At 65.0% G+C, this 23651-nt stretch carries 23 protein-coding genes and 1 tRNA gene; 10 read left to right on the forward strand and 14 right to left on the reverse strand.

Translation table 11 applies throughout. The annotated features are described in order from the left end of the window. Window positions 1–28 precede the first annotated feature (28 nt). From OSH07_RS07860 to OSH07_RS07870, 3 genes are all read right to left on the reverse strand, one after another. Window positions 29–1105 (reverse strand): ABC transporter ATP-binding protein, encoded by a 1077-nt coding sequence (locus OSH07_RS07860; protein ID WP_266338058.1) that lies wholly within the window; start codon window positions 1103–1105, stop codon window positions 29–31. Between the two features lie 152 nt (window positions 1106–1257). Further along, window positions 1258–2229, reverse strand: coding sequence for a cyclase family protein (locus OSH07_RS07865; RefSeq protein ID WP_266338059.1), 972 nt, complete (start codon window positions 2227–2229; stop codon window positions 1258–1260). Between the two features lie 31 nt (window positions 2230–2260). Beyond that, window positions 2261–3070 carry a carbon-nitrogen hydrolase family protein gene (locus OSH07_RS07870; protein WP_266338060.1) on the reverse strand — a complete coding sequence of 270 codons (810 nt, stop codon included), beginning with the start codon at window positions 3068–3070 and terminating at the stop codon, window positions 2261–2263. Window positions 3071–3333: 263 nt separating this feature from the next. Here OSH07_RS07870 and OSH07_RS07875 point away from each other — a divergent pair, with 263 nt between their 5' ends. Both OSH07_RS07875 and OSH07_RS07880 read left to right on the forward strand, forming a co-directional pair. Then, window positions 3334–4062 (forward strand): GntR family transcriptional regulator, encoded by a 729-nt coding sequence (locus OSH07_RS07875; RefSeq protein ID WP_266338061.1) that lies wholly within the window; start codon window positions 3334–3336, stop codon window positions 4060–4062. 249 nt (window positions 4063–4311) lie between these two features. Then, a complete protein-coding gene (locus OSH07_RS07880; RefSeq protein ID WP_266338062.1) occupies window positions 4312–4572 on the forward strand; it encodes a BrnA antitoxin family protein in 261 nt (86 codons plus the stop codon). Between the two features lie 424 nt (window positions 4573–4996). On the opposite strand, the gene OSH07_RS07885 is transcribed toward OSH07_RS07880, so the two are convergent. After that, window positions 4997–5701, reverse strand: a complete 705-nt coding sequence (locus OSH07_RS07885) for a hypothetical protein (RefSeq protein ID WP_266338063.1) — start codon at window positions 5699–5701, stop codon at window positions 4997–4999. A gap of 375 nt (window positions 5702–6076) precedes the next feature. On the opposite strand from OSH07_RS07885, the gene OSH07_RS07890 reads away from it, so the two are divergent. The 3 genes from OSH07_RS07890 (at window position 6077) to OSH07_RS07900 (ending at window position 7563) form a co-directional block, all read left to right on the forward strand. Further along, window positions 6077–6352, forward strand: a complete 276-nt coding sequence (locus tag OSH07_RS07890) for a BrnA antitoxin family protein (protein ID WP_266338064.1) — start codon at window positions 6077–6079, stop codon at window positions 6350–6352. A 146-nt stretch (window positions 6353–6498) separates the two neighbouring features. Then, the gene (locus OSH07_RS07895) at window positions 6499–6939 is read left to right on the forward strand and encodes a hypothetical protein (RefSeq protein ID WP_266338065.1); all 441 of its coding nucleotides are present in this window, start codon (window positions 6499–6501) and stop codon (window positions 6937–6939) included. A gap of 324 nt (window positions 6940–7263) precedes the next feature. Beyond that, entirely contained in the window at window positions 7264–7563 is a 300-nt protein-coding gene (locus tag OSH07_RS07900; RefSeq protein ID WP_266338066.1) for an HdeA/HdeB family chaperone, read from the forward strand. 315 nt (window positions 7564–7878) lie between these two features. On the opposite strand, the gene OSH07_RS07905 is transcribed toward OSH07_RS07900, so the two are convergent. Both OSH07_RS07905 and OSH07_RS07910 read right to left on the reverse strand, forming a co-directional pair. Next, window positions 7879–8307, reverse strand: coding sequence for an invasion associated locus B family protein (locus OSH07_RS07905; protein WP_266338067.1), 429 nt, complete (start codon window positions 8305–8307; stop codon window positions 7879–7881). 421 nt (window positions 8308–8728) lie between these two features. Then, window positions 8729–8802, reverse strand: a tRNA-Gln gene (locus OSH07_RS07910). 754 nt (window positions 8803–9556) lie between these two features. Here OSH07_RS07910 and OSH07_RS07915 point away from each other — a divergent pair. The 4 genes from OSH07_RS07915 to OSH07_RS07930 all read left to right on the forward strand — a co-directional run bounded on the left by OSH07_RS07915 (window position 9557) and on the right by OSH07_RS07930 (window position 13587). Then, window positions 9557–10639, forward strand: a complete 1083-nt coding sequence (locus tag OSH07_RS07915; RefSeq protein ID WP_420909611.1) for an ABC transporter substrate-binding protein — start codon at window positions 9557–9559, stop codon at window positions 10637–10639. 188 nt (window positions 10640–10827) lie between these two features. Next, window positions 10828–11712: an ABC transporter permease gene (locus tag OSH07_RS07920; protein WP_266338069.1), complete on the forward strand. Its 885-nt coding sequence runs from the start codon at window positions 10828–10830 to the stop codon at window positions 11710–11712. After that, on the forward strand, window positions 11709–12494 hold the full coding sequence (locus tag OSH07_RS07925; protein WP_266338070.1) for an ABC transporter permease: 786 nt from the start codon (window positions 11709–11711) through the stop codon (window positions 12492–12494). Before OSH07_RS07920 ends, OSH07_RS07925 begins: the two co-directional genes overlap by 4 nt. A gap of 22 nt (window positions 12495–12516) precedes the next feature. Then, window positions 12517–13587 (forward strand): ABC transporter ATP-binding protein, encoded by a 1071-nt coding sequence (locus OSH07_RS07930; RefSeq protein WP_266338071.1) that lies wholly within the window; start codon window positions 12517–12519, stop codon window positions 13585–13587. A gap of 149 nt (window positions 13588–13736) precedes the next feature. Here OSH07_RS07930 and OSH07_RS07935 read toward each other — a convergent pair whose 3' ends face one another. From OSH07_RS07935 to OSH07_RS07970, 8 genes are all read right to left on the reverse strand, one after another. After that, complete coding sequence (locus OSH07_RS07935; protein WP_266338072.1) at window positions 13737–15173, reverse strand: aldehyde dehydrogenase family protein; 1437 nt, start codon at window positions 15171–15173, stop codon at window positions 13737–13739. A gap of 118 nt (window positions 15174–15291) precedes the next feature. Next, on the reverse strand, window positions 15292–16296 hold the full coding sequence (araD1, locus tag OSH07_RS07940) for an AraD1 family protein (RefSeq protein ID WP_266338073.1): 1005 nt from the start codon (window positions 16294–16296) through the stop codon (window positions 15292–15294). A gap of 75 nt (window positions 16297–16371) precedes the next feature. Beyond that, window positions 16372–17151: a FadR/GntR family transcriptional regulator gene (locus OSH07_RS07945; protein ID WP_266338074.1), complete on the reverse strand. Its 780-nt coding sequence runs from the start codon at window positions 17149–17151 to the stop codon at window positions 16372–16374. Window positions 17152–17431: 280 nt separating this feature from the next. Further along, entirely contained in the window at window positions 17432–18142 is a 711-nt protein-coding gene (locus OSH07_RS07950; protein ID WP_266338075.1) for a glutathione S-transferase N-terminal domain-containing protein, read from the reverse strand. A 171-nt stretch (window positions 18143–18313) separates the two neighbouring features. Continuing rightward, window positions 18314–18562, reverse strand: a complete 249-nt coding sequence (locus tag OSH07_RS07955) for a hypothetical protein (RefSeq protein WP_266338076.1) — start codon at window positions 18560–18562, stop codon at window positions 18314–18316. A gap of 35 nt (window positions 18563–18597) precedes the next feature. Further along, window positions 18598–20079, reverse strand: a complete 1482-nt coding sequence (gene gatB, locus OSH07_RS07960) for an Asp-tRNA(Asn)/Glu-tRNA(Gln) amidotransferase subunit GatB (protein ID WP_266338077.1) — start codon at window positions 20077–20079, stop codon at window positions 18598–18600. 118 nt (window positions 20080–20197) lie between these two features. Continuing rightward, complete coding sequence (locus tag OSH07_RS07965) at window positions 20198–20716, reverse strand: CreA family protein (RefSeq protein WP_266338078.1); 519 nt, start codon at window positions 20714–20716, stop codon at window positions 20198–20200. Between the two features lie 82 nt (window positions 20717–20798). After that, window positions 20799–22235 carry an MATE family efflux transporter gene (locus OSH07_RS07970; protein ID WP_420909612.1) on the reverse strand — a complete coding sequence of 479 codons (1437 nt, stop codon included), beginning with the start codon at window positions 22233–22235 and terminating at the stop codon, window positions 20799–20801. Window positions 22236–22525: 290 nt separating this feature from the next. Between OSH07_RS07970 and OSH07_RS07975 the strand changes: the two genes are divergently transcribed. Beyond that, window positions 22526–23605 carry a DUF2865 domain-containing protein gene (locus OSH07_RS07975; RefSeq protein WP_266338080.1) on the forward strand — a complete coding sequence of 360 codons (1080 nt, stop codon included), beginning with the start codon at window positions 22526–22528 and terminating at the stop codon, window positions 23603–23605. Window positions 23606–23651: the final 46 nt, after the last annotated feature.

Raw genomic sequence — 23651 nt, forward strand, 5'->3', positions numbered from 1 at the left:
GAAGGCGGTCCCTTGTCCAACGGCGCGCTCACGCGAACACCAGCGCGTCGCGCGTCTGCCAGGTCAGGCGGTAGCGCTGCTTCTCGGCATAGGCCGGCGCCTCGCGAAGGCTGAGATGGTCCTCGACCTCGATCACGCGGCCGTCGTCGAGGGCGAAGAAGGAGAGCACCGCGGCACCCGAATATTCGCTAGCGATGAAGGTGCCGCCGACGCTCTCCTCGCCGTCGCCCGCCCCTGCCCCGTCCGGCCTCACGGCGATCTTGTCCTGGCGAATGGCATAGGCGGGCGCCGATTCCGCCGCGCGGACGGAGGCGGCGGAAATGGCGAAGCGGCCGGCCGGGCCGACGAAGTCGCCGCCGTCGCGCGTGCCGGAAAAGATGTTGTAGCAATTGAGGAAGCGCGCGATCTCGGCGCTGGCGGGCTGACTGTAGACCGTGTCGGGCGCGTCGGCCTGGGCGATGCGCCCGTTGGCGAGCACGATGACCGTATCGCCCATGGCGAGCGCCTCGGTCTCGCTGCCGGTCACATGCAGGAAGGTGACGCCGAGCCGCTCGCGGATGGCGCGCAGCTCGTCGCGCATGCGGGTGCGGAGGTTGGCGTCGAGCGCGCCGAGCGGCTCGTCGAGCAGCACCAGCTTCGGCTCGGTGACCAGCGTCCGCGCCAGGGCGACGCGCTGGCGCTGGCCGCCCGAGATCTGCGCGATGCCGCGCTCCTCGAGGCCCGTGAGGCCGACCAGCTCGATCATGGCGGCGACCCGGTCGCGCCGCTCGGCCGCCGGCATCGCGCCGATGGCGCGGTTTTCCAGCCCGAAGCCGATATTGCGCGCCACGCTCAGATGCGGAAACAGCGCGAAGTTCTGGAACACGAAGCCGATGTTGCGCTGGTAGGTTGGCACGTCGTCGATACGCTTGCCATCGAGGATGACGTCGCCGCGATCCGGCTCGTCGAAGCCGGCGATGACGCGCAGGAGCGTCGTCTTGCCGGAACCGCTCGGCCCCAGCAGCGAGATGTAGCTGTCGCCGCGGAGCGCCAGGTTGATGCCCTTCAGCACGGGGGATCCGCCGAAGCCCTTTTCGACGGCGTGCAACTGCAGCAATGGTGACATGGCCTGTGTTCCCTGCATTCGACGTCCTTGCGAAGGCCACGTCTCTGCGGACGCAGTTTCCCTTCGCGGCGGCGGCCTTGCGGGCCGCTGCCGGTTCTGGATGCGGTGTTGGTTCGGAGGCGGCCGCGCCCAAGGGCGCGGGCCGCGATCGTTCAGTGCGACAGCGGCATCGCCACCGGGCGCATCGGCGCGCCCGTCGCGCCGCGCAGCTTGATGCAGGCGCCGAAGAAGGCAAACTCGTAGCAGCGCTCCTGCGACATCTCCTCGAGATTGACCATCTCGAGCAGTGGCACGCCCGCCTCGGCCAGCAGGTAGGTGTGGACCGGGAAGAAGTTGAGCGGATCGGGCGTCGGCGTCTGCTCGACGGTCAGATTGTCGGCGCCGACCATGATGGCGCCGTTCTTCGCCAGGAATTCCGCGCCCTCGCGGTTGATGCCCGGCGTGTTGGAGACGAAGGCCATGTCCGGCCAGAGCCGCATCTGGCCGGTGCGGATCAGCACGACGTCGCCAAGGTTCAGCTTGATGTTCTGGTGCGCCAGGCAGCCCTTCAGATCGGCCTCGCCAATCGCGTGGCTCGGCGGCAGGACATCGACGCCATGCAGCGCCGCGACATCGAGCAGCACGCCGCGTGCAAAGATCGGCGGATGCAGTTCCGGGCCCGCGACATTCCAGTTGCGGCTGCCGAGATGGTCCTTGGCGCTGAATTCGTTGAAGATCTTACCGTTGTAGCCGAAGTGGTTCAGCGTATCGATATGCGTGCCGCAATGGGTGTACATCGAGATGCCGTCGCCGGAATAGGCAACCAGCTGGTTCGCCTCGAGACCCTTCTTCATGCTGTCGTCGACGATCTCGCCGGCCGGCGTATGCGTCATCCAGATCTGGTAGGGCTGGTCGCCGGCGCCGAACCAGCCCGGCATGCCGATGAAATGATCGACAGAGAGATCGAAGACCTTGCTGGCGTCGGCCCGGCTCAGGATCGCCGAGCGCGACTCGCCGTCGATCAGGTTTAGCATGCCGATCTGGTCGTTCTTGCCGAAGGGACTCTTCGTTACCTTATGGAACTCGGCGTTGTAGGCGATGATCTTGTCTTTCGTCGCCGCATCCACGTAACAAGCAACACACATAACGATATCCCCTCTTGGTCTTTTATTGGTCTCAGAGTCGATAGGTTTCGGGCTTCCGGTCCTTGAACGGCGCGATCTCGAATTCCCCCGACTCGAAGATGATCGTCTTGTTCCGCGCCCGCTCCAGGTCGACATCGGCCGAAAACAGGCCGGTCTCCGTCCCGGCATGAGCAATAACCTTGCCGATCGGATCGACGATCTGGCTCGATCCGAGGAAGGCGGTGCCGTCTTCGTTGTCATTGCGGTTGGCGGCCAGGAAATAGACGAAGTTCTCGGCGGCCCGGACCGGCGTGAACAGATCGGCGAGAATGCGCGAGGCGACCGGCCAGTTGGTCGGCAGCACCACGATCTCGGCGCCGCTCAGCACCAGCGTGCGCACGACCTCCGGGAAGCGGATCTCGTAGCAGATCGCCAGGCCGACCTTACCGACAGGGGAATCGAACACCGCCGGCTCGATCCCTTCCGGCTGGTCGACGAAGCGGTCGCCGCCGAGGAACGGCAGGTGACGCTTGCGATGGCGGCCGATAACGCCGTCCGGCCCGATCAGCAGCGCGGTGTTGTAGACGCGCCCGCCATCCGCCTCGAACAGGCCGACCACCGCATGCATCGAAGCCTCGGCGCAGGCGGCGCGGATCCGCTCGATCTCGGGACCGTCCGCCGCGATCGCCGCCGCCTCGAGTTCGGCGCGGTCATTGTAGACGTAGCCCGTGAGGCAGCATTCGGGAAAGACCGTGAGGACGATGCCCTCGCCCGCCGCCTGCTCGATCCAGCGGACGACCGCCTCGGCGTTTTCCGCCGCCGCGCCCTTGATCGATCCGACTTGTGCAACCGCGATTTTCATCATGGCTCCGTACGTGTATGATGGGAGTAGCATGTCACACTACACATGCAAGTCAACGACTCGAATGCACAGAATCGCGGCGGCCCGCGACGCCATGTTGAGCGACCGCTGAAATCCTGGTCATTCGAGTTGATCCACGGGGGCGACGGCGCGAAAACGTCGGGTTTCCGGACACAATCTTGCGCTGCATGGGTGTGATCCATGCGACCTACCGGTATCGTGTCGCGAAAATCGACCGCCGGCTCACCGAGAAGCGAACCTTGATGAAAAGCACAGACCTGCATCAGAAGAGCCTGGCGACACGGGTCTTCGAGATCGTCCGCAATGCGATTGTCGTCGGCGAGTTCGCACCCGGCAGCCTGCATTCGGTCCAGGAGATCGCCGAGAAGCTCAACGTCTCCCGCACCCCGGTGCGCGAGGCGATGCTGAAGCTCGAGGAGCTCGGCATGATCAGCTTCGAGCGCAATCGCGGCGCCCGCATCCTCGAAACGACCGTGCATGACCTGGAGGAGATCTTCAGCCTGCGCGTGCTGCTCGAGGTGCCGGCCGCCTACCGAGCCGCGATGCGCATCACTCCGCCGGAACTGCGCAAGCTGCGCCAATCGCTCGACGAGGTGCAGGAGGCCTACAAGTCGACCTCGACCAATGTGCGCGCCCATCTGGAGCCGGACGCCCGCTTCCATCGCAGCATCGCGCTGATCTCCGGCAGCCGGCGTCTGGCCGGGATCCTCGACAATCTCTTCGACCAGCAGATGATCGCCGGCGGCACGTCTGGCGGCTTCACGCGCGAGATGGATTCGATCTATCGCGACCACGAGCGGATCTACGAGGAAATCGCCAGGCAGAACCCGAACGGGGCGGCGGCGGCGATGCGCGACCACCTCGTCACCAGCGTCCGCGCTCTGGTGGAGAAAGAAACCGGCGACGCCGAGGCCGGCACGGTCTTCGGCCCTCTCTATGTCGACGTCCTCTCGCTCAACACGGAAGGCTGAGGACGGCGGATGGTCTCGAACCGGTGGAAGCGATGGAGATCGCCGCCCGGCCGTTGGGCGGCGCAACGCGCAGGGATAGTAGAGCCATAGGGGGCCGACGCTCGAGCTGATTGGTGGCGATCGGTGACGGCCGGATCGACGCCACGCCTTGTATCGCCGGGCTGACTTGCGCATTGATGAGCTTCATCCGCCGAACGCGGGCCTCGCGCCTGCAACCGGCCAGCAGGCCGAATAAGCCGAGGAACACCCATGCCGTCAGACAGGCCCCGCCGCCCCCAGGATCCCTTCGCCGCCGCGGAGGCGATGTTTTCCAAGAAGAAGCCAGCGGCGCCGGAGATCAGGCCGAGCGCGCTGCCGCGTGTGCGCGAACCGGTCTCGCTGCGGATCGACAGCGACGTGCTGGAGCATTTCCAGGCCGACGGCCCCGGCTGGCAGGACCGCATGAACGAAGCCCTTCGCGCCGCCGCCATCGCCGCCGGACTGGAGACGCCGACGGACAAGGATGGCTGAGGGGAGAACCAAAGGAGGTAGAGATCGCGAGCCGGACATCGGCACTGTTTTGAATCACGCTTTTGGTGTGGCGCCGATCAAGCGGATTTGAGGGGCTCCGATCTGCTCCATGACCCACCACGCCCGTGATAAGTTTCCGCGCTCAGCACGAAGTTTTGCCCGCAGTCGGGGCAGCGGAAGCGATAGTGCACGATATCGTCTAGCAGCCCCTCTTCGGATAGATCGGAGAATGCCAGCGCACTGCTCAGTGGGCCAGCATCGATCTCTTCGATGTATCCATCAGTCAACGACCGTCGTATCGTTCCGATTGCGCGAAACAACTCGCCAGGCGTCCTCAAGTGCACAACCTCGTCCAGATGCTCACAGCGCGAACAAGTCATTCCAAATCCTCTCATCGAGCCGCTCCCCGTGCGACCGCGCTACCCTAGTCCTGCATCTGCCGCGCCGCGTCTCTCATGCAGAGTTGGTAGTAGGACCAGCCATAGTCTCTGATCTCCTTCACAAACACACGCAGCTCATCCGGATCTTTGAAATCGGAAGCCCACTGCCCGAGCGGAATCTTCGAGTGCACCCCCGAAGCCGAAGCTTCGTTCCGCAGCTTCAGAAGGTTGGTACTGCAGTAGGCAACGAATTCTCTGCCCAAACCGAGATCCTCGGACAGTTGAACCATTCGATCGGCGTCGGCAGCAACATCTTCCGATACGATCTCCTCCCTCTCTTCTTCGGTCATGGATTTGACCGAAGCCGCCAAGACAGCCCGATCGACGGCGTCCTTGAGACATAGCCTCAATTGAAGCTCATCGTACTTCGAACGCTTGCCTATTTCGGTGTGGAATTGCGGCAGGTCCGTCCAGCCTTCTGGATTCTTCCAGTCCACGTTGAAGGGCCAGTCTTCAGCCGCATCTGCCTGACCATATCGAGCGAATTGCTGGTTGGCGCAGACCTCTGCCTCACGACCATCCAGCCCCAGCCGCATTTGCCGATCCCAGGATACCCACCTGAGGGTCCACTCGTAGAAGTTCGACACGCCTTTCATGCTCGCGACGCTGAGCGGACCCGTTGGCACATATCTGGTCGGCTCGGCAGCCAGAGCGGTTGAGTGTATCGCGACGAGGAGGCCAATCGCCAACGCAATTCTCATGCAAGCTTATTCCCGGAGACTGTTTGGTCAGTAGAAGACGACGCCGCGGCATCGGTGCGTCGGATGAGGCAGGCAGCACTTGGTGCCACCGAGAGCTACGAACGCCGCGCCTATTCCATCCCGGTCGCTCCCGCTTCTCGTCTCGCGATCACCTTCGCCTCTAACAGGGAATAGGAAGATCTGGAGCCCTAACCAAGCCAGACTGGGTCTGAAGTCGGCCGCCCCCCCCGGAACCAGCGCACCCATTGTTCTGAGCCCTCAGGAAACCTGACAGACCTACGAACATCATCGCAACGCCCATGCAAATGTTGGCAATAGTGCACATTAGTCACATGGCGCACGCAGAACGTGTCCGAGAACGAGATGCACGTCAATACGGCAATCCCCCGGAATGCGCCGCAGAGCACATGGCCGGCTCCCGGTCCCTCTTCCAGGGTCGAGGAAAAGAAGCCGGCGGCGCCGGAGATCAAGCCGAGCGCGCTGCCGCGGGTCCGCGAGCCGGTTTCGCTCCGGATCGACAGCGACGTGCTGGAGCATTTCCAGGCCGACGGCCCCGGCTGGCAGGACCGCATCAACGACGCCCTGCGCGCCGCGGCGATCGCCGGCGGCCTCGCGACGTCCACCGACAAGGAGACCTGACCCGGGAGATCGCGGCGCAGGATTGAGGCCGGCGCCATGCCGGGCGCCCATCGCCGCGCCGGCCGTGCCCCCTTGCCTGCGGAACCGCAAACCGCTTTGATGCCCGCGTGAATTCACCCGGATTGCTTCGGATCGGGAGAGCATTCATGACGTCGCCCATCGACAGCCCTTTGCTGCCCTATCAACTGCATGGAGAATTCCTGCTGACGAGCTACTCCCTGCGCCCGAGCGACCCGACCTTCGGAACGACGCAATTCCTCGGCGCGCATTTCTCGCACAAGAGCTCGGATTTTCCGTCGGGCGGGCCCGGAACCCAGCACAAGCTCGGCGGCGACGTCATCGTCTCCCCCACGGTCGGCGCAACCGTCACCGTGTCGCTGAACCGCGACGACAATTTCCATGTCGAGTACGAGATCGATTTCAGCGGCAACATCCGGAAGGGTTCGGTCGTCGTTCCGCCGGGCGCCGTCGTGCCGTTCATGCTGAACGCCAAGCCGTTCGAACTCGGCGCCACCCTCGCCAACCGCTCCGCCGTCCTGCAGGGCACGCTGAACGCCAGCAAGAGATCCGCGCCCTTCACGCTTTGATCCCTGCCGACAACCACCGCGAACAATATCGGAGCTCGCGAGCACCGTGAATGAGGCTACGCGTGCGGACATCGACACAAGAACGCCATCGCCGGACCGATCTTTCCTCTAGCGAGGACGATCACTTTCGATCGATCCGCCAGACGATGGATAGTCAAGTACTACCTGAACGAGATCAGATCCCCGATCGATAGTATTTTTAGTCTGGCTTCTTGCTATCGATCCCGGAGGTCAATTTCATGTGATCGTCGCGCTTGTTATCGGAACGTGAGTTCCGCGCGCTCTATTTTGTCGACGGGGGGCTCTAGAAGGGATGCCCTGACCATGACACGTCATTTCCTAGGCATGATCGCATCTGCGTGTGTTGTCCTGGCCGTTCCGGCCGTTCCGGCCATGGCCAAAGAAGTCGACGTCTCGAAATTGACCTGCAAGGAGGTCGGCGCCATGGCGCCCGCCAAGATCGTCGGCATCGCCCTGTGGGTGAGCGGCTATGTCCATGGCAAGGCCGGCAATGCCATGATCGATACGACCAAGGCTCATGCCAACGCCGAAAAGATCGCCGGCTACTGCAAGAGCAACGCCAGCGCGACGCTGGGAAGCGCGGTGGAGGCCGTCTTCAAATAGCGGCGGACTGCCGGGAGATCGGCCAGAGATTGTCGAGTGATCGTGAAGAGATCATCGGCCGGGCGACCTGCGGGCCGCCTGGCCGGCCGCAGGTCCAGCACCGACCGAAGGCTCGACGACGACGCCGCGGCAGGTCCTTAACTCGCATCCGCTCCGGCCAAAGGCGGTCCAGGCGCGAGGGTTCGTGAGGGCGGTCGGCATTCTCGTCATCGGGCGGCTCGGCCTGATCCGGGCCGCCATCCGCGGCGGCCCTTTGAATTCAGGAAGGCCCCGTGCCCGCACGAGGACCGCGTTCCAAAACCTGGCGACTTTCCGTCAAGAGCAGGCGTTGCTCGCCGCCCTCAAGGCTGCTGACACGCCCTTCAGGGAGTAGGTGTCCGTGGTGTTCGTGCCCCGCCTGGAAAGTCCGTGGACGGACATCTGGCTTCCTGCCCTCATGGCATCGACCAGCCGCCGCTCTTCAGATGTCTGATCAATCCAGGCGCCGTCGCCCTGGGTGAAAAGCCTGAACTTCTCGCCATCCACGCTCACTGTAGCGTAGGAGCCCGCCTTGAACGGGTAGCCGATGGCTACGGACACTTCGTCGCGGACTCTTTCACCCGGCCGGGTGCTCACCATGAAAAAGGTGGGATCCCGATTCACGCCGGTTGGCCGCTGCGAGGTAGGTGTTGCCGTCGCGAAGCAGACCTTCCCCTTGTTGCTCGGGTAGGTATACAAGGTCCAGTCAGAATAGGTTTGGACCATCTTTGGAGTTTGTGCAGCAACGCTGCTGGCGATTACACAGATTGCTCCTGCGAGAAGCGTTCTTTTCGCGGTCATTGATCCTGTCAGCACGATCCCACCGGACTTTTATAGAATGCTGCCCGGGAGGGATGTAGGCCGAACAGCCAAGGAAAGCTGGCCGACGAGTCTTAATAATGCATGAATTTCAATTCAAAAATCGGACAGACGGAATGCACCCTCTGCCGCGTGGAAAACTGAACTCGGCCCCTCGCCAAACGTGACGACAAGCGCGCGAGCTGCCGGCGCGCCTTCGCCATGTCGCAGGGACTTGCGGGCAACCAACCGCAATCGTTGGAAGCCTTGAACAGCGCCCTGCTGCAGGACCGACGTCAAAGCGCATCGGCCCAAGGCCGTAGATCGTTGATTTTAGTGAAGAAGAGAGTGGCTGGGGAACCTGGATTCGAACCAAGACTAACGGAGTCAGAGTCCGTCGTTCTACCGTTAAACTATTCCCCAACGAGGATGCCGGAGCATCCGGAGCGGCGGGCCAGCGCCCGGCGCCGCGTTGATGGCGTTCGTATAGGCCGCGCCCCTTTTGCCGTCAACCACCCTTTTTATCCATCCGATGACAGAGCCGATTTGTTCACAGGCTAGTCGACCGGGCGCTTGCCGCCTCCACGTCCGACGGCAGCGCTTCTGAGCAGGCTTGCGGTACCAGGCCGTCTCGAAGGACGCGCTACCTGTGGGCAAGCCTTGTTGCCTGCGCCGACCTGCAGGCTTCGAGGCGGCTTCCCGGCCTCCTCGACATGTCTGGGGACGGCGTCATGGGAAGAGCCCTCGGAAAGAGGGCAGAGCACGCCTCGGCCCCGCCCCAGGCGAGCCACGACGAAACGAGGGAAAGCAGATAGCGGACTGTCCAAAAATGCGCCCCGCGCCCGCTCGGGAGCGGCCCAGCCGTCCCCGGCGGACAAAACAAGACGGCTTACGGGTTTCGAAGGCCTGCGCTAAGCTCACGCCCGTCCGGGCTTGCTTCCGCCCGCGACGCAAAAAGGGGAACGCATGCATTCGGGATCGCCCGGGTCGCGCGGAACGTCGGCAAAACAGGCCAAAGCCGCGACGCGCCTCGACTTCGAGCGACATCCAAGCTTCAAGAATGCATGCTAGCGTCGAAACTAGACGGCTTATCATCAGGCCGGCCAGGGGGCCGTGCCGGGGCAACTGGGCGTTGATTCGCCGAGGGAGAAAAAGCATGAAGACCAACTGGATGCGGATGACGGTTTCCGCACTCGCCATCTGCGCCTCGAGCAGCCTGGCCTTCGGCCAGGGCATGGACGAGCTGATCGCGGCGGCCAAGAAGGAAGGCCAGCTGACGACGATCGCGCTCCCGCATGACTGGTGCGGCTATGGCGACATCATCGAGGGCTTCAAGGCCAAGTACGGCATCGCGGTCAACGAGCTGAACCCCGACGCCGGCTCGGGCGACGAGATCGAGGCGATCAAGGCCAACAAGGGCAATACCGGCCCGCAGGCGCCCGACGTCATCGACGTCGGCCTCTCCTTCGGCCCCTCCGCCAAGGCCGAAGGCCTGCTGCAGCCCTACAAGGTCTCGACCTGGGACACGATCCCGGACAGCGCCAAGGACGCCGAAGGCTACTGGTACGGCGACTATTACGGCGTGCTCTCCTTCCTGGTGAACACCGACATCGTCAAGAACGTGCCGAAGGACTGGCCGGACCTGCTTTCCGACGAGCTCGCCAACTCGGTCGCGCTCGCCGGCGATCCGCGCGTCGCCAACCAGGCGATCCAGGGCGTGTTCGCCGCCGGCCTCTCCGGCGACAAGGGCGACATCGCCAAGGCGGGCGAGGAAGGCCTGAAGTTCTTCGCCGAGCTGAACAAGAAGGGCAATTTCGTGCCCGTGATCGGCAAGTCGGCCTCGCTGGCGCAGGGTTCGACCCCCGTCATCATCGCCTGGGACTACAACGCGCTTTCCTGGCGCGACATCCTGAAGGGCAACCCGGCCGCCGAGGTCGTCGTGCCGAAGACCGGCGTCGTCGCCGGCGTCTATGTCCAGGCGATCAGCGCCTACGCGCCGCATCCGAATGCCGCCAAGCTGTGGATGGAATATCTCTATTCCGACGAAGGCCAGATCGGCTGGCTGAAGGGCTATTGCCACCCGATCCGCTTCGACGATCTCGCCAAGAACGGCAAGATCCCGGCCGACCTGCTCGCCAAGCTGCCGCCAGCGGACGCCTATGCCAAGGCGGTGTTCCCGACCGTCGAGCAGCAGAACGCCAACAAGGAAGTTATCTCCAAGCAGTGGGATTCGGTCGTCGGCGCCGAAGTCGCCAAGTAGGCGGTCCCAAAGTCCCTTCCAGGGACTGACGCGAGACGGAAGAGCCTGGTTCCCGACCAGGCTCTTTTTCGTCTTTTTGCCGGCTAAGGGCGGCCTTGCGGGCCGGGTTATTTTCGGCCGCGCCCTTGCCTCTTGCCGGGTGCCCCAGCATCCTGCATTCCAGAACCGACGGCCAGCACAGGTTGCCCATGGCTCAATCGACAGTCGAGATCGCCCCAGCGAAGCCGCGGCCCTTGCCGCTGAGCTGGCTTGGCGTCGCGCCCTTCCTGATCTTCGCGCTGATGTTCCTGATCCTGCCGGCTGGCTATCTGGTGATCGGCGCGTTCCAGACGCCGGATGGCAGCTTCACGCTGCAGAACATCGCCAATCTGAACCAGCCCAACATCCTCAAGGCCTACCGGCTCAGCATCTCGATCAGCGCGGCCTCCGCCTTCCTCGGCTCGCTGCTCGGCTTCGGGCTGGCGCTGGCCATCGTGCTCGGCAAGCTGCCGCGCTGGGTGCGGCCGATGCTGATGACCTTTTCCGGCGTCGCCTCGCAGTTCGCGGGCGTGCCGCTCGCCTTCGCCTTCCTGGCGACGCTCGGCCGCACCGGCCTCGTCACGGCGCTGCTGTTCAACGTCTTCGGCATCAACATCTACCGCTACGGCTTCAACCTGTTGAGCTTCACCGGGTTGACGGTCACCTATCTCTATTTCCAGATCCCGCTGATGGTGCTGATCCTGACCCCGGCGCTGGACGGGCTGAAGCGCGAATGGCGCGAGGCCTCGGCGATCCTCGGCGCAACGACCTTCCAGTACTGGCGCATGATCGCGCTGCCGGTGCTTTGGCCGAGCCTGCTCGGCGCCTTCATGCTGCTGTTCGCCAATTCCTTCGGCGCGATCGCCACCGCCTATGCGCTGACCGGCTCGTCGCTCAACATCATCACCATCCTGCTCTACGCGCAGATCCGCGGCGACGTGCTGCATGACCCCAATCTCGGCTATGCGCTTGCGCTGGGCATGATCCTGATCACCGGCATCTCCAACGGCGTCTATATCTGGCTGAGCTCGCGCACCGGGCGGTGGATCCGATGAAAGAATCCCGTTTCTTCCCCTGGCTCGGCGTCATCTTCGGCGCGGTCTATTTCCTCGTGCCGCTGATCGCGACGTTCGAGTTCTCGCTGCGCATGGAGCGCGGGCGCTATTCGTTCGAGGCCTATCGCATCGTCCTGGCGGATCCGTACTTCCAGCAGAGCTTCGGCTATTCGGCGGTAATCGCGGTCTGCACCATCCTGGTCGGCGTCGCGCTCTGCGTGCCGACGGCCTATGTCGTGCAGCTGAAGCTGCCGCGCATCCGCCCGCTGATCGAGTTCCTGACGCTGCTGCCGCTCGTCATCCCGGCGATCGTCATCGTGTTCGGCTATCTCAGGATGTACAATTCCTCGTCGTGGCTGCCCCTGACCTCGAGTGCGCGTGGAACCGATCTCCTGTTGACCTTCAGCTACGTCACGCTCGCCCTGCCCTACATGTATCGCTCGGTCGATACGGGGCTCCGCGCGATCGACGTGCGCACGCTGACGGAGGCGGCCCAGAGCCTCGGCAGTTCATGGCCGCGCATCCTGCTGACGGTGATCCTGCCCAATGTGCGCGTCGCGGTGCTCTCGGGCGCGTTCCTGACCTTTGCCATCGTCATCGGCGAATTCACCATGGCGAGCCTGCTGAACCGCCCGGCCTTCGGTCCGTATCTGCAACGGATCGGCGCCAACCGCGCCTACGAGCCGGCGGCGCTCGCCATCATCGCCTTCGCCATCACCTGGGCCTGCATGGGCCTGATCAATCTATTCGCGGCGATGGGTCGGCAGACGACCCGCCGTTGAACGAGTTTCCAAGGAAGCGACCATGGCATTCCTGACGATCGAGAAATTGGTCAAGACCTTCGGCACCCAGACCACGGTCAAGGGCGTCGACCTGGCCGTCGAGAGGGGCGAGTTCGTCACGCTGCTCGGCCCCAGCGGCTGCGGCAAGACGACCATCCTGCGCATGATCGCGGGCTTCGAGAGCGCCACCAGCGGCACGATCCGGATCGACGGCAAGGACATCACCGACCTGCGCCCCAACCAGCGGCATATCGGTATGGTGTTCCAGGCCTATGCCCTGTTCCCGAACATGAGCGTCGCCGACAACATCGCCTTCGGCCTCAAGGTCGCGAAGAAGTCCTCGGCCGAGATCGCCGCGCGGGTGAAGGAGATGCTGGAGCTGATCAAGCTGCCGCAGCTTGGCGACCGCTATCCCTACCAGCTTTCCGGCGGCCAGCAGCAGCGCGTGGCGCTGGCCCGCGCCCTCGCCGTCAAGCCGCAGATCCTGCTTTTGGACGAGCCGCTTTCCGCCCTCGACGCGAAGATCCGCATCTCGCTGCGCGAGGAAATCCGCGCCGTGCAGCGGGCGCTGGGGATCACGACGATCTTCGTGACGCATGACCAGGAAGAAGCGCTCTCCATGTCGGATCGCATCTGCGTCATGAACGACGGCAATATCGAGCAGCTCGGCACGCCCTTCGAGATCTACAACTATCCGAAGACGCGCTTCGTCGCCTCCTTCGTCGGCACGCTCAACATCCTGAACGGCCGGGTGCTCGATTCGACCTCCGGCCGGCTTTCGATCGACGACCAGGAAATCGTCACCGCCCGCGAGCTCGGCGGCGCCAGCACCGGCGACACGCTCGCCCTCGCCCTGCGGCCGGAGGCGCTGTCGATCGGCCACGCCAATGGCGGCAGCAACAACCTTACCGGCACAATCGACGAGGTGCATTTCCTCGGGTCGGTCGTGCGCATCCGCGTCCGCTTCAAGGACAATGTCGTCTCGCTCGACACCTTCAACCGCCCGCACGCCGCCCCGCCCGAGCGCGGCCAGCCGGTGACGGTCAATTTCACGCGGGAGGATATTCTCGTGCTGGACCGCCCGGCGATCTAGGCGCCTCTCCGGCGGATCGCCGCCATCGCCGCGATGCGCCGGTGGCGGCGCTAACGGCCCGTTACCAGGCGGCTAACGCGTTAACCCCTCTAGGCAAACGAAAACGGGCGCCCGAAGGCGCCCGTTCCGAAGCCATTGGCGACAGCCGATTACGGCTGCGTGTAGGACGTCTTGACCGTGGTGAAGAACTCGGCCGCGTACTTGCCCTGCTCGCGCGGGCCGTAGCTCGAACCCTTCCGGCCGCCGAACGGCACATGGTAGTCGACGCCTGCCGTCGGCAGGTTGACCATCACCATGCCGGCCTCGGCATTGCGCTTGAAGTGGGTGGCATGCTTCAGGCTGGTCGTGACGATGCCGGCGGCGAGGCCGAACGGCGTGTCGTTGGCGACGGCCAGCGCCTCTTCGTAGTCCTTGACCTTGATCACGCTGGCGACCGGGCCGAAGACTTCTTCCTTGTTGATGCGCATGTCCGGCGTGGTGCCGGTGAACAGCGCCGGCTGCAGGAAGAAGCCGGGGTTCTCCCGCTCGACGAGATGGCCGCCGGCGACCAGCGTGCCGCCCTCGTCCTTGGCGATCTGGATGTAGTTCTGGTCCTGATCGAGCTGGCTCTTGTCGACGACCGGGCCGATATGCGTGCCCTGCTTGATGGCGTCGTCGACGACGAGGTCCTTCATGCGGGCGGCGAGCGCCTCGACATACTGGTCGTGGATCTTCTCGGTGACGATCAGGCGCGACGAAGCGGTGCAGCGCTGGCCGGTCGAGAAGAACGCGCTGTTCGCCGTGGTCTCGACGGCAACCTTCAGGTCGGCGTCATCGAGCACGATGGTCGGGTTCTTGCCGCCCATCTCGAGCTGGAACTTGCGCATCACGGCGATCGAGGCCTCGGCGACCTTCTTGCCGGTGCCGACCGAGCCGGTGAACGACAGGGCGCTGACCTTCGGCGATTCGAGGATCGCCTGGCCGACGACGGAACCGCGGCCCATGACCAGGTTGACGACGCCCTTGGGCAGGCCGTTGCGGACCAGGATGTCGACGATGGTCCAGGCGCAGCCCGGAACCAGGTCGGCCGGCTTCAGCACGACGGTGTTGCCGAAGGCGATGGCCGGAGCGAGCTTCCAGGCCGGAATCGCGATCGGGAAGTTCCACGGCGTGATCAGGCCGACGACGCCGACCGGCTCGCGGGTGATGGTGACGTCGATGCCCGGACGCACGCTCGGCAGGATCTCGCCGGCCAGGCGGAGGGTCTCACCGGCGAAGAAATGGAAGATCTGCGCGGCGCGCATGGTCTCGCCAATGCCCTCGGGGAGCGTCTTGCCTTCTTCGCGCGACAGCAGGCGGCCGATTTCTTCCTTGCGGGCAAGGATTTCGTCGCCGGTCGCCTTCAGGATGTCATGGCGCTGCTGGATGCCCGACAGCGACCAGGTCTTGAAGGCGTCGGCAGCCGCGTCGATCGCGGCCTTGGCGTCGGCCGCCGTGCCCTGCGCGTATTCGCCGATCACTTCGTTCGTGTTGGACGGGTTGATGTTGGGGCGCGCATCGCCGCCAACCCACTCGCCACCGATGTAGTTCTTGTGAAGTTCGCTCATCAGATGATCCTTGAACGTCGTGAACGGAATCCGCCCGGACGAGCCGGGCGAAAGGGGGTGTTGGGAGCAAGGCTCGGGTTGCCGTCCTTGTATCCCTCCAGCCCCCCTGGGCCAACCCTCAAAGCTGGGTGACCGACACCTTCTCTTCCTTGGCGAAGGCGAGCGGGTTCTTGAGCGCGAGGCCGAAGGCCTCGGATTCGATGTCGAACACGTCGCCGGGCTCCGTCTTGACGCCGAAAGCCACGCTCAGCGTCGCCGTGCCATAGGTGTGGACATGCACCTGGCCGGGACGACGGAAGAAGTCGTACTTGAAGTGATGGTACTCAAGGTTCGCCAGCGTGTGCGACATGTTCGCCTCGCCCGACAGGAAGGGCTCGTCGAAGATCACCTTGTCACCGCGATGGATGCGCGAACGGCCGCGGACGTCGTCCGGCAGCGCGCCGACGAGCAGTTCCGGGCCGACCGAGCAGGGACGCAGCTTCGAATGGGCGAGGTAGAGATAGTTCACCCGCTCCATGATGTGGTCCGAGAACTCGTTCGCGAGCGCGAAGCCGATGCGGTAGGGCTGGCCGTCGTCGCCGACGATGTAGATGCCGGCGACTTCCGGCTCCTCGCCGCCATCCTGCGCGAAGGACGGCGCGGTCAGCGGCTGGCCGGGGCCGACGAGCAGCGCGCCGTCGCCCTTGTAGAACCATTCCGGCTGGACGCCCTGCTGGCCGGCGGCCGGCTTGCCGTTCTCCAGGCCCATGCGGAACATCTTCATCGAATCGGTCAGCACTTCCGCCTCGTCCGGCGCCTTGTGCATGGCGTCGCGCGCCGAAGCCGAGCCCAGATGGGTCAGGCCCGTGCCGGTGATGAGCAGATGCGCGGGATCCTCGTGGTCGATCGGCGCCAGCACGCGGCCGGACGCCAGCAGCGCCGCGCGGTCGACTTCCTCGGTCGCGCCGACTGAGGCCTTCTCGACCATCGACTCGATGCCGGTCTTGGCCGCGATGGCGGCCTTGGCGAGCGCATAGACCGTCTTGTAGCCCGGAACGATGTAGGACCGCTCGCCGGCGCCGCTCGGCACGGTGGCGACGACGGCGCGCTCGCCGGCCTCGGTCTTGATCTGCATCAGTCTCATTCGTTTCTCTCCTGTTGTGCCAGGCGGCCGTCTTCGCCTACGCCCGCGGCCTGCCCTTGATGCGTTGGAATGTCTCTAGCCGGTGCTGATCTCGCCATCGGCGTCGGCACTGCGGCCGACCCAGATGGAATCGAACACATTGCCCTTCGCGTTGCGCAGAAGCCGGCGCATCGCGAGGAAAGCCTCGTCCTGGTTGCGATCGCGAATGGCCTCGAAGACGTCGCGATGCTGGACGACGGCATCGTCCCCCATGACGGTTCGCCAGCCGAGCGAAAAGCTGATCACCAGCCCCGACTCGATCAGGCCACCGACAGAACGCAGCATCGGATTGTGCGACGCCTCCAAGACGGTCATGTGAAAGGCGAGATCGGCGCGGATCTGCTCGACGCTGCCGCGATCCCGATTCCGGATGCCCTCGAGCGCCTTGCCGAGGCGTTCGATCTCCTCCGGCGTGGCGCGTTCGGCCGCCCGCGACGCTGCGGCCGGTTCGATGATCTCGCGCATCTCGAACAGCGAATGGATGAACTCGTCGCTCGGGCGCTGGTCGATCTGCCAGTGCAATACGTCGGCATCGAGCATGTTCCAGTCGACGCGTGGGCGCACCTTGGTGCCGATCTTGGGGCGGGAAACGGTGAGGCCCTTGGCCGAAAGCAGGCGGATCGCCTCGCGCACGGCAGTGCGCGAAACACCGAATTCCTCCTGAACCTTCGGCTCCGTCGGCAGCGTGTCGCCGGGGTTATACAGGCCCGACACGATCCTGCGGCCGAGCTCGGCCGCCAGCTTGTCGGAAAGACTGCCGGAACGTTCCCTGCCCGTCGGGCGAAGCTGTCGCGTCTTGTCCTGGGCGCCTCGCATCGCCGGGGCCCCTCCTCGATCCCTGCCTTCAACCAAGACGCGGCATCCCTCGGGAAAGCCGGTCAAATCCCGTTTTCATAGTATGTTTGATCGGATCAACTTTCAACTTGAATGCGGGAAGCGTCTGTCGTGGCCGCGATTGTAGCCGCTTCGCGCCGCTTTCATCATATGCTTGAAAGCAAAGGTGCTTTTCCGGGCCTCCGCGCGCCCGCCGCCGAAAAGCAAAGCGGGCCCGCCCGCCTCTGCCGAGGACGGACGAGCCCGCGATTCATCGCCGGGATCAGCGAGCGCGCTGGTTGAAGAGAACCTTCTGCGCTTCCTTGTCGTCGGCCAGGCTGACCGGCGCGACGGGCGCCTTGATCGCCATGCCGCGCGCGACACCCGGACGCGCATTCATACGGTCGATCCAGGCCTTCACATGCGGAAATTCCGACGTGTCGAAGCGCTGGCTCTCCCAGCCGGCCGCCCAGCCGAAGATCGCCATGTCGGCGATCGAATACTCGCCGGCGACATAGTCGCGCTCGGCCAGGCGCCTGTTCAGCACGCCATAAAGGCGATGCGTCTCGTCCTGATAGCGCTTGATGGCGTAGGGGATCTTCTCCGGCGCATATTCCGAGAAGTGGTTGCGCTGGCCGAGCATCGGGCCGAAACCGCCCATCTGCCACATCAGCCATTCCTCGACCTCGACCCGGGCGCGCTCGTCGGCCGCCGGATAGAACTTGCCGAACTTGCGCGCCAGGTAGAGCAGGATGGCGCCGGATTCGAACACCGAGATCGGCTTGCCACCCGGCCCCTCGGGATCGAGGATCGCCGGCATCTTGTTGTTCGGCGAAATGGCCAGGAATTCCGGCTTGAACTGGTCGCCCTTGCCGATATTCACGTAGTGGAGGCTGTAGGGAACGCCAAGTTCCTCCAGCAGGATGGTGATCTTCTTGCCGTTCGGGGTCGGCCAGTAATGCAGCTCGATCGGCTGCGTCTGCGTCACGGTCATGGGAAACCTTTGGCTTTGGCTGGAGCTGGATCGATCACCAAGCGGCGAACGACAGGTCGCATCCCCTAATTTGGGTTTCCCGCGGCAGTAAGGCAAGGCTTACAAACCAAGGTTGGAAGCCGGCGCACGCCAGCGGCCCTGCCCTTCGCGGAATGCGGGCTCGCCGAAGCGTCAGCGCCCCGGGTCGCGGATGTCGAGATGCTCGACGGTGAGCCTGCCGACTGTCAGCCTGTCGATGCGGGCTTCCAGGATCCGCAAGCGACCGATCGCCATGGCGCCGAAGGCGATCGCGCCGATCGCCGCCGCGCCGATCGCAAGAGCCCCCAGCGCTGTTGCACCGGTGGCGCTCGCCTGTGTCTTCCGCACAATCCTCGTCATGGTCGCCCTCTCGACGGTTGCTGGAACGTCGAGGGCGACCATAGCGCGGATTTCGATGGATCCGAGACCCGGCCGCCCTATTCGATCCCGAGCTTCTTCTTCAGGATGTCGTTGACGACCTGCGGGTTCGCCTTGCCGCCAGAGGCCTTCATGATCTGGCCGACGAACCATCCGGCGAGCGTCGGCTTGGCCTTGGCCTGCTCGACCTTCTCCGGGTTGGCGGCGATGATGTCATCGACGACCTTCTCGATCGCGCCGGTATCCGTCACCTGCTTCAGGCCACGCGCCTCGACGACGGTCTTCGGGTCGCCGCCCTCGTTCCAGACGATCTCGAACAGGTCCTTGGCGATCTTGCCGGAAATGGTGTTGTCGCCGATCAGGTCGATGATGGCGCCGAGCTGCTCGGCCGAGACCGGGCTCGACGCGATGTCCTTGCCGTCCTTGTTCAGCCGCGCCGCCAGTTCCTGGGTAACCCAGTTGGCGGCGGCCTTGGCGTCGCGCCCCTTGGCGACGGCCTCGAAATAGTCCGCCGTCTCGCGCTCGAGCACGAGCACGCCGGCGTCATAGGCCGAGAGGCCGAGCTCGTTGACGAAGCGCGCCTTCTTGACGTCGGGGAGCTCCGGCAGCGCCGCCTTCAGCCCGTCGATCCAGGCCGGCTCCAGTTCGAGCGGCAGCAGGTCGGGGTCCGGGAAATAGCGGTAATCGTGCGCCTCTTCCTTGGAGCGCATCGACCGGGTCTCGCCCTTGTTCGCGTCGAACAGGCGGGTTTCCTGGTTGATCGAACCGCCATCCTCGAGGATGCCGATCTGGCGGCGCGCCTCGTAATCGACGGCCTGGCCGACGAAACGGATCGAGTTGACGTTCTTGATCTCGCAGCGCGTGCCAAGCGGCTCGCCCGGGCGGCGAACCGAAACGTTGACGTCGGCGCGCATCGAGCCTTCGTCCATGTTGCCGTCGCAGGTGCCGAGATAGCGCACGATGGTGCGAAGCTTGGTGAGGTACGCCTTGGCCTCGTCGGCCGAGCGCAGGTCCGGCTTCGAGACGATCTCCATGAGCGCGACGCCCGAGCGGTTCAGGTCGACGAAGCTCATGGTCGGGTGCTGGTCGTGCAGCGACTTGCCGGCGTCCTGCTCCAGGTGCAGGCGCTCGATACCGACCGTGACCGTCTCGCCGCCGTCGAGGTCGATGACGATCTCGCCCTCGCCGACGATCGGCTGCTTGAACTGCGAGATCTGGTAGCCCTGCGGCAGGTCCGGATAGAAATAGTTCTTCCGGTCGAAGACGCTGTAGGTGTTGATCTGCGCGTTGAGGCCGAGGCCGGTGCGCACCGCCTGCGCGACGCACTCCTCGTTGATCACGGGCAGCATGCCCGGCATCGCCGCGTCGACCAGGCTGACATGGGAGTTCGGCGCGCCGCCGAATTCGGTCGAAGCGCCGGAGAAGAGCTTCGAATTCGACAGGACCTGGGCATGGACTTCCATGCCGATCACGATTTCCCAGTCCCCGGTCGCGCCCTTGATCAGCTTCTTCGGATCGGGCTGGCGGACGATGGCGTTCATGCGAGATGACTCCGAATAGAATACTGATCATCCGGTTAGAGCCTTGCGCGGCTTCCGGCAAGGCTTGTCGGTCAAAACGCGGCGTCGGAGCGCGCTCTGGCGCCCTGACGGCTGCGCGCTACTTGACGAAATCGGCGCATCTCGGCGCCGGCTTGTCGCCCCAGGGCATGATCGGCACGCTGGAGATCGAGTTCTTCGGGCTGCCGTCGACCAGCTTGTCGGAATAGACGAGATAGACCAGCACGTTGCGCTTGGTGTCGCAGCCGCGCACGATCTGCATCTTCTTGAACCAGATCGAGCGCCGCTGGCGGAACATCTCGTCGCCCTGGTCGATCTTGTCCTTGAAGCTGATCGGACCGACCTGTCGGCAGGCGAGCGAGACGTCCGACGTCTCCTCAGCAAGGCCAAACATGCCCGACACGCCGCCGCGTTCCGGCGCGGCGAAATGGCAGGCGACGCCGTCAATGTCGGGGTCGTCGACGCCGTAGACCGCGATCTTGTCGTTCGGCGTCACCCATTTGAAGGTCGTCGATTCCTTGAAGATCAGGTCTGGACCATCGGCCAGCGCAGGCCCGGCGGAGGCCAGCATGGCAGCGGCGGTCAGGGCGACGGCGGTGAGGACGGATCCAAGGCGCATATTGCTCTCCGAGACAAGACAGTGCGCCCAATATAGGTAGGCGTGCCGCCGCAACGAGCCCCGTCGCGGCGGCACGCGGAAATCAATGCGCCATCACGATCGGCTCGGAGCCGCCGCGCAGGAGGCCGAGCCGTTCGCGCCGCAGCCAGCGCGCCAGCAGCAGCCCCGACACGACGGCGAGCCCGGTGGCAAGGCCGATCCATATACCGATGCCGCCGAGCCCCGCCCAGAAGCCGAGCAGCACGCTCGACGTGAGGCCGACGCCCCAGAAACCGAGCGCCGCATAGATCATCGGCACGCGGGCGTCGTGCATGCCGCGCAGCATGCCGCCGGCGATCGCCTGGGCGCCATCGAACACCTGGAACAGGGCGGCGATGCCGAGGAAGGAGACAGCGAGCGCGATCACCTCGGCATTCGAGGGATCCGTGCGATCGAGGAACACGCCGATCAGGGTCTCGGGAATCGCCAGCATCGTCAGCGCCGTGCAGGCCATGAAGCTGACGCCCAGGATGAAGGGCGTCCAGCCGGCGCGGCGGATGGCGTCCGCGTCGCCGGCGCCATAGGCGATGCCGACGCGGACGGTGACGGCCTGTGAGAATCCGAGCGGCACCATGAAGCAGAGCGCGGCGATCTGGATCGCGATCGCATGCGCAGCCACGGCGACGGGACTGATCAGGCCCATCAGGAACACGGCCGCATTGAAGACGGAGACCTCGAGCGCAACGGCGACGGCCATGGGCAGGCCGAGCCGCCAGAGCGCCAGGAAGCGCGGCCAGTCGGCCCGCCAGAAGCGGCCGAAGACGCGATAGCGCCGGAACGTCCGGTCGCGGGTGCAGACCAGCGCCATGCCGAGGAACATCACGGTGGCCGAGAGCGTGCTGCCGATGCCGGCGCCGAACATGCCGAGCTTCGGCAGGCCGAAATGGCCGAACACCAGCGCCCAGACGATCAACGCGTTGAAGGCGACGCCGGCCATGCCGACGACGAGCGACCAGAAGGGCCGCTCCAGCGCGGCGATGAAGGAGCGCAGCACCAGATACCAGAGGAAGGGCAGTAGCGCCCACTGCATGCCGCGCATGTAGGTGGCGGCGAGATGCGCGAGTTCGGCGTCCTGGCGGAGCCAGAGCAGCAGTTCCTCCGTGTGCCAGAGCAGGATCCAGAACGGTATGGCGAGGACGACCGACGCCCAGAGTCCCTGCCGCACGGTGCGTCGGACCTCGCGCACGGCATGGCGATTCCTCCCGCGTTCGCGCGCCACCATGGGCGACACGGCCGAAACGAGGCCGATGCCGAAGATCAACAGCGCGAAATAGAGATTCGTCGCCAGCGCGCTCGCCGCCAGATGCCGCGCGTCGACCCAGCCGAGGATGACCACATCGGTGGCGGTGATGACCGTCTGCGCCAGGTTTGTCAGGATCAGCGGCAGCGACAGCAGGATCGTCGCCCGGATCTCGGCCAGCCAGGGGTGGGTTCTGTCGGCCCCCGCCGGGGCCTGCGCACGCGCGGTCATGATGCGGATTCTCTCGTGGTGAAGGGACGCGGTATCGCCCGCGCCACCAGCGCGCCACCTAGTCACAACCCGCGCCGAATAGCCAACCAAAGATCCTGATATCAGCCATCAGCCTTGTTGCAGATGCCGACCGCCGGCTCGTCTTTGTGGCAAAAGCGCGGCCATGGTGATGACCGTCCGACGCATCCGTGCTATGGCGTCTTGCCCTTGGAACGAGGGGCAGACCGGCACAGCGCACGCGACCAAGGGCCAGTTCCATGCGTATCGAGAGTGTGTTTTCGCGAATCTTGGCAACGGCCATGATCCTCCTCGCGGGCGCCGCAACGGCCGAAGCGGCGTCTAGCGTCTGCACGCGACTGGAGGGTCGCCTCGCCTCGCTGCAGCGCAGCCAGGGCGCGAGCGCGGGCAAGGCCGCCAGCCAGGACAACGCCATCAACCAGCAGCGCGCCGCTCTCAACGCCGCCAACGCCGAAGCGCGGCGCGCCGGCTGCAAGGGCGGCTTCCTGATGTTCAAGTCGACGTCCGCCGCGCCGCAATGCAGCGGCATCCTGAAGCGGATCAACGCCATACAGGCGAATCTCAACCGGCTGGAGCAGCGCCGCAGCGCCTCGGCCTTCGATCCCAACGCCAGTGCCCGCCAGCGCTCGGACATCCTGCAGCAGCTCGCCCTGAACGATTGCGGCCCGCAATACGCCGCCTATGCCCAGCAGCGGCCGCGCAACTTCCTCGAGCGCCTGTTCAACCCGGAAAACCGCGTCTACGACACCCAGCAGGTGGCGCGCGTCCCGGCGGTCGCCGAGCGCGATCCAGGCTACAGCTCCGGCGAGACCGAGCGCGGCTTCGGCGGCGGCAGCTATCGCACGCTCTGCGTCCGCACCTGCGACGGCTATTACTTCCCGATCAGCTTCTCGACGCGCCGCTCGAATTTCGCCACCGACGAGCAGGTCTGCCAGCAGATGTGCCCCGGCACCAATGTCGCCCTCTACGCCCACCGCAATCCGGGCCAGAACAGCGGCGACGCGCGCTCGACGACGGACGAGACCCCCTATAGCGCGCTGCCGACCGCTTTCGCCTACCGCACCAGCTTCAATCCGGGCTGCACCTGCGGCAGCCCGTCCTCGGTCGCGGCGTTCACCGGCGGCTACAGCGCATCGACGCTCGCCACCGAGACCGCGCTTTCTGAGCCGATGCCGCCCGTGCCGGGCACGGCTCCGCCGACCGGCGAGGATCCCGAGACGCTCGCCAACCGCGCCGGTGGACTGGACCCCGATTCCCTCGGCACGGCCAGCGTCGAAACACCGGTCGCCAACCTCGCGCCGCCGCGCCAGGCCGGCGTCTTGCGCCGGGTCGGCCCCTCCTATTTCTACGCCGCCCAGTAGGACCGATCCTGCTGGTTCTCCGGCGATGAAGGATGGGCATGCCCCC

The organism is Kaistia nematophila (assembly GCF_026343855.1).
GTDB classification, from domain to species: Bacteria; Pseudomonadota; Alphaproteobacteria; order Rhizobiales; family Kaistiaceae; genus Kaistia; species Kaistia nematophila.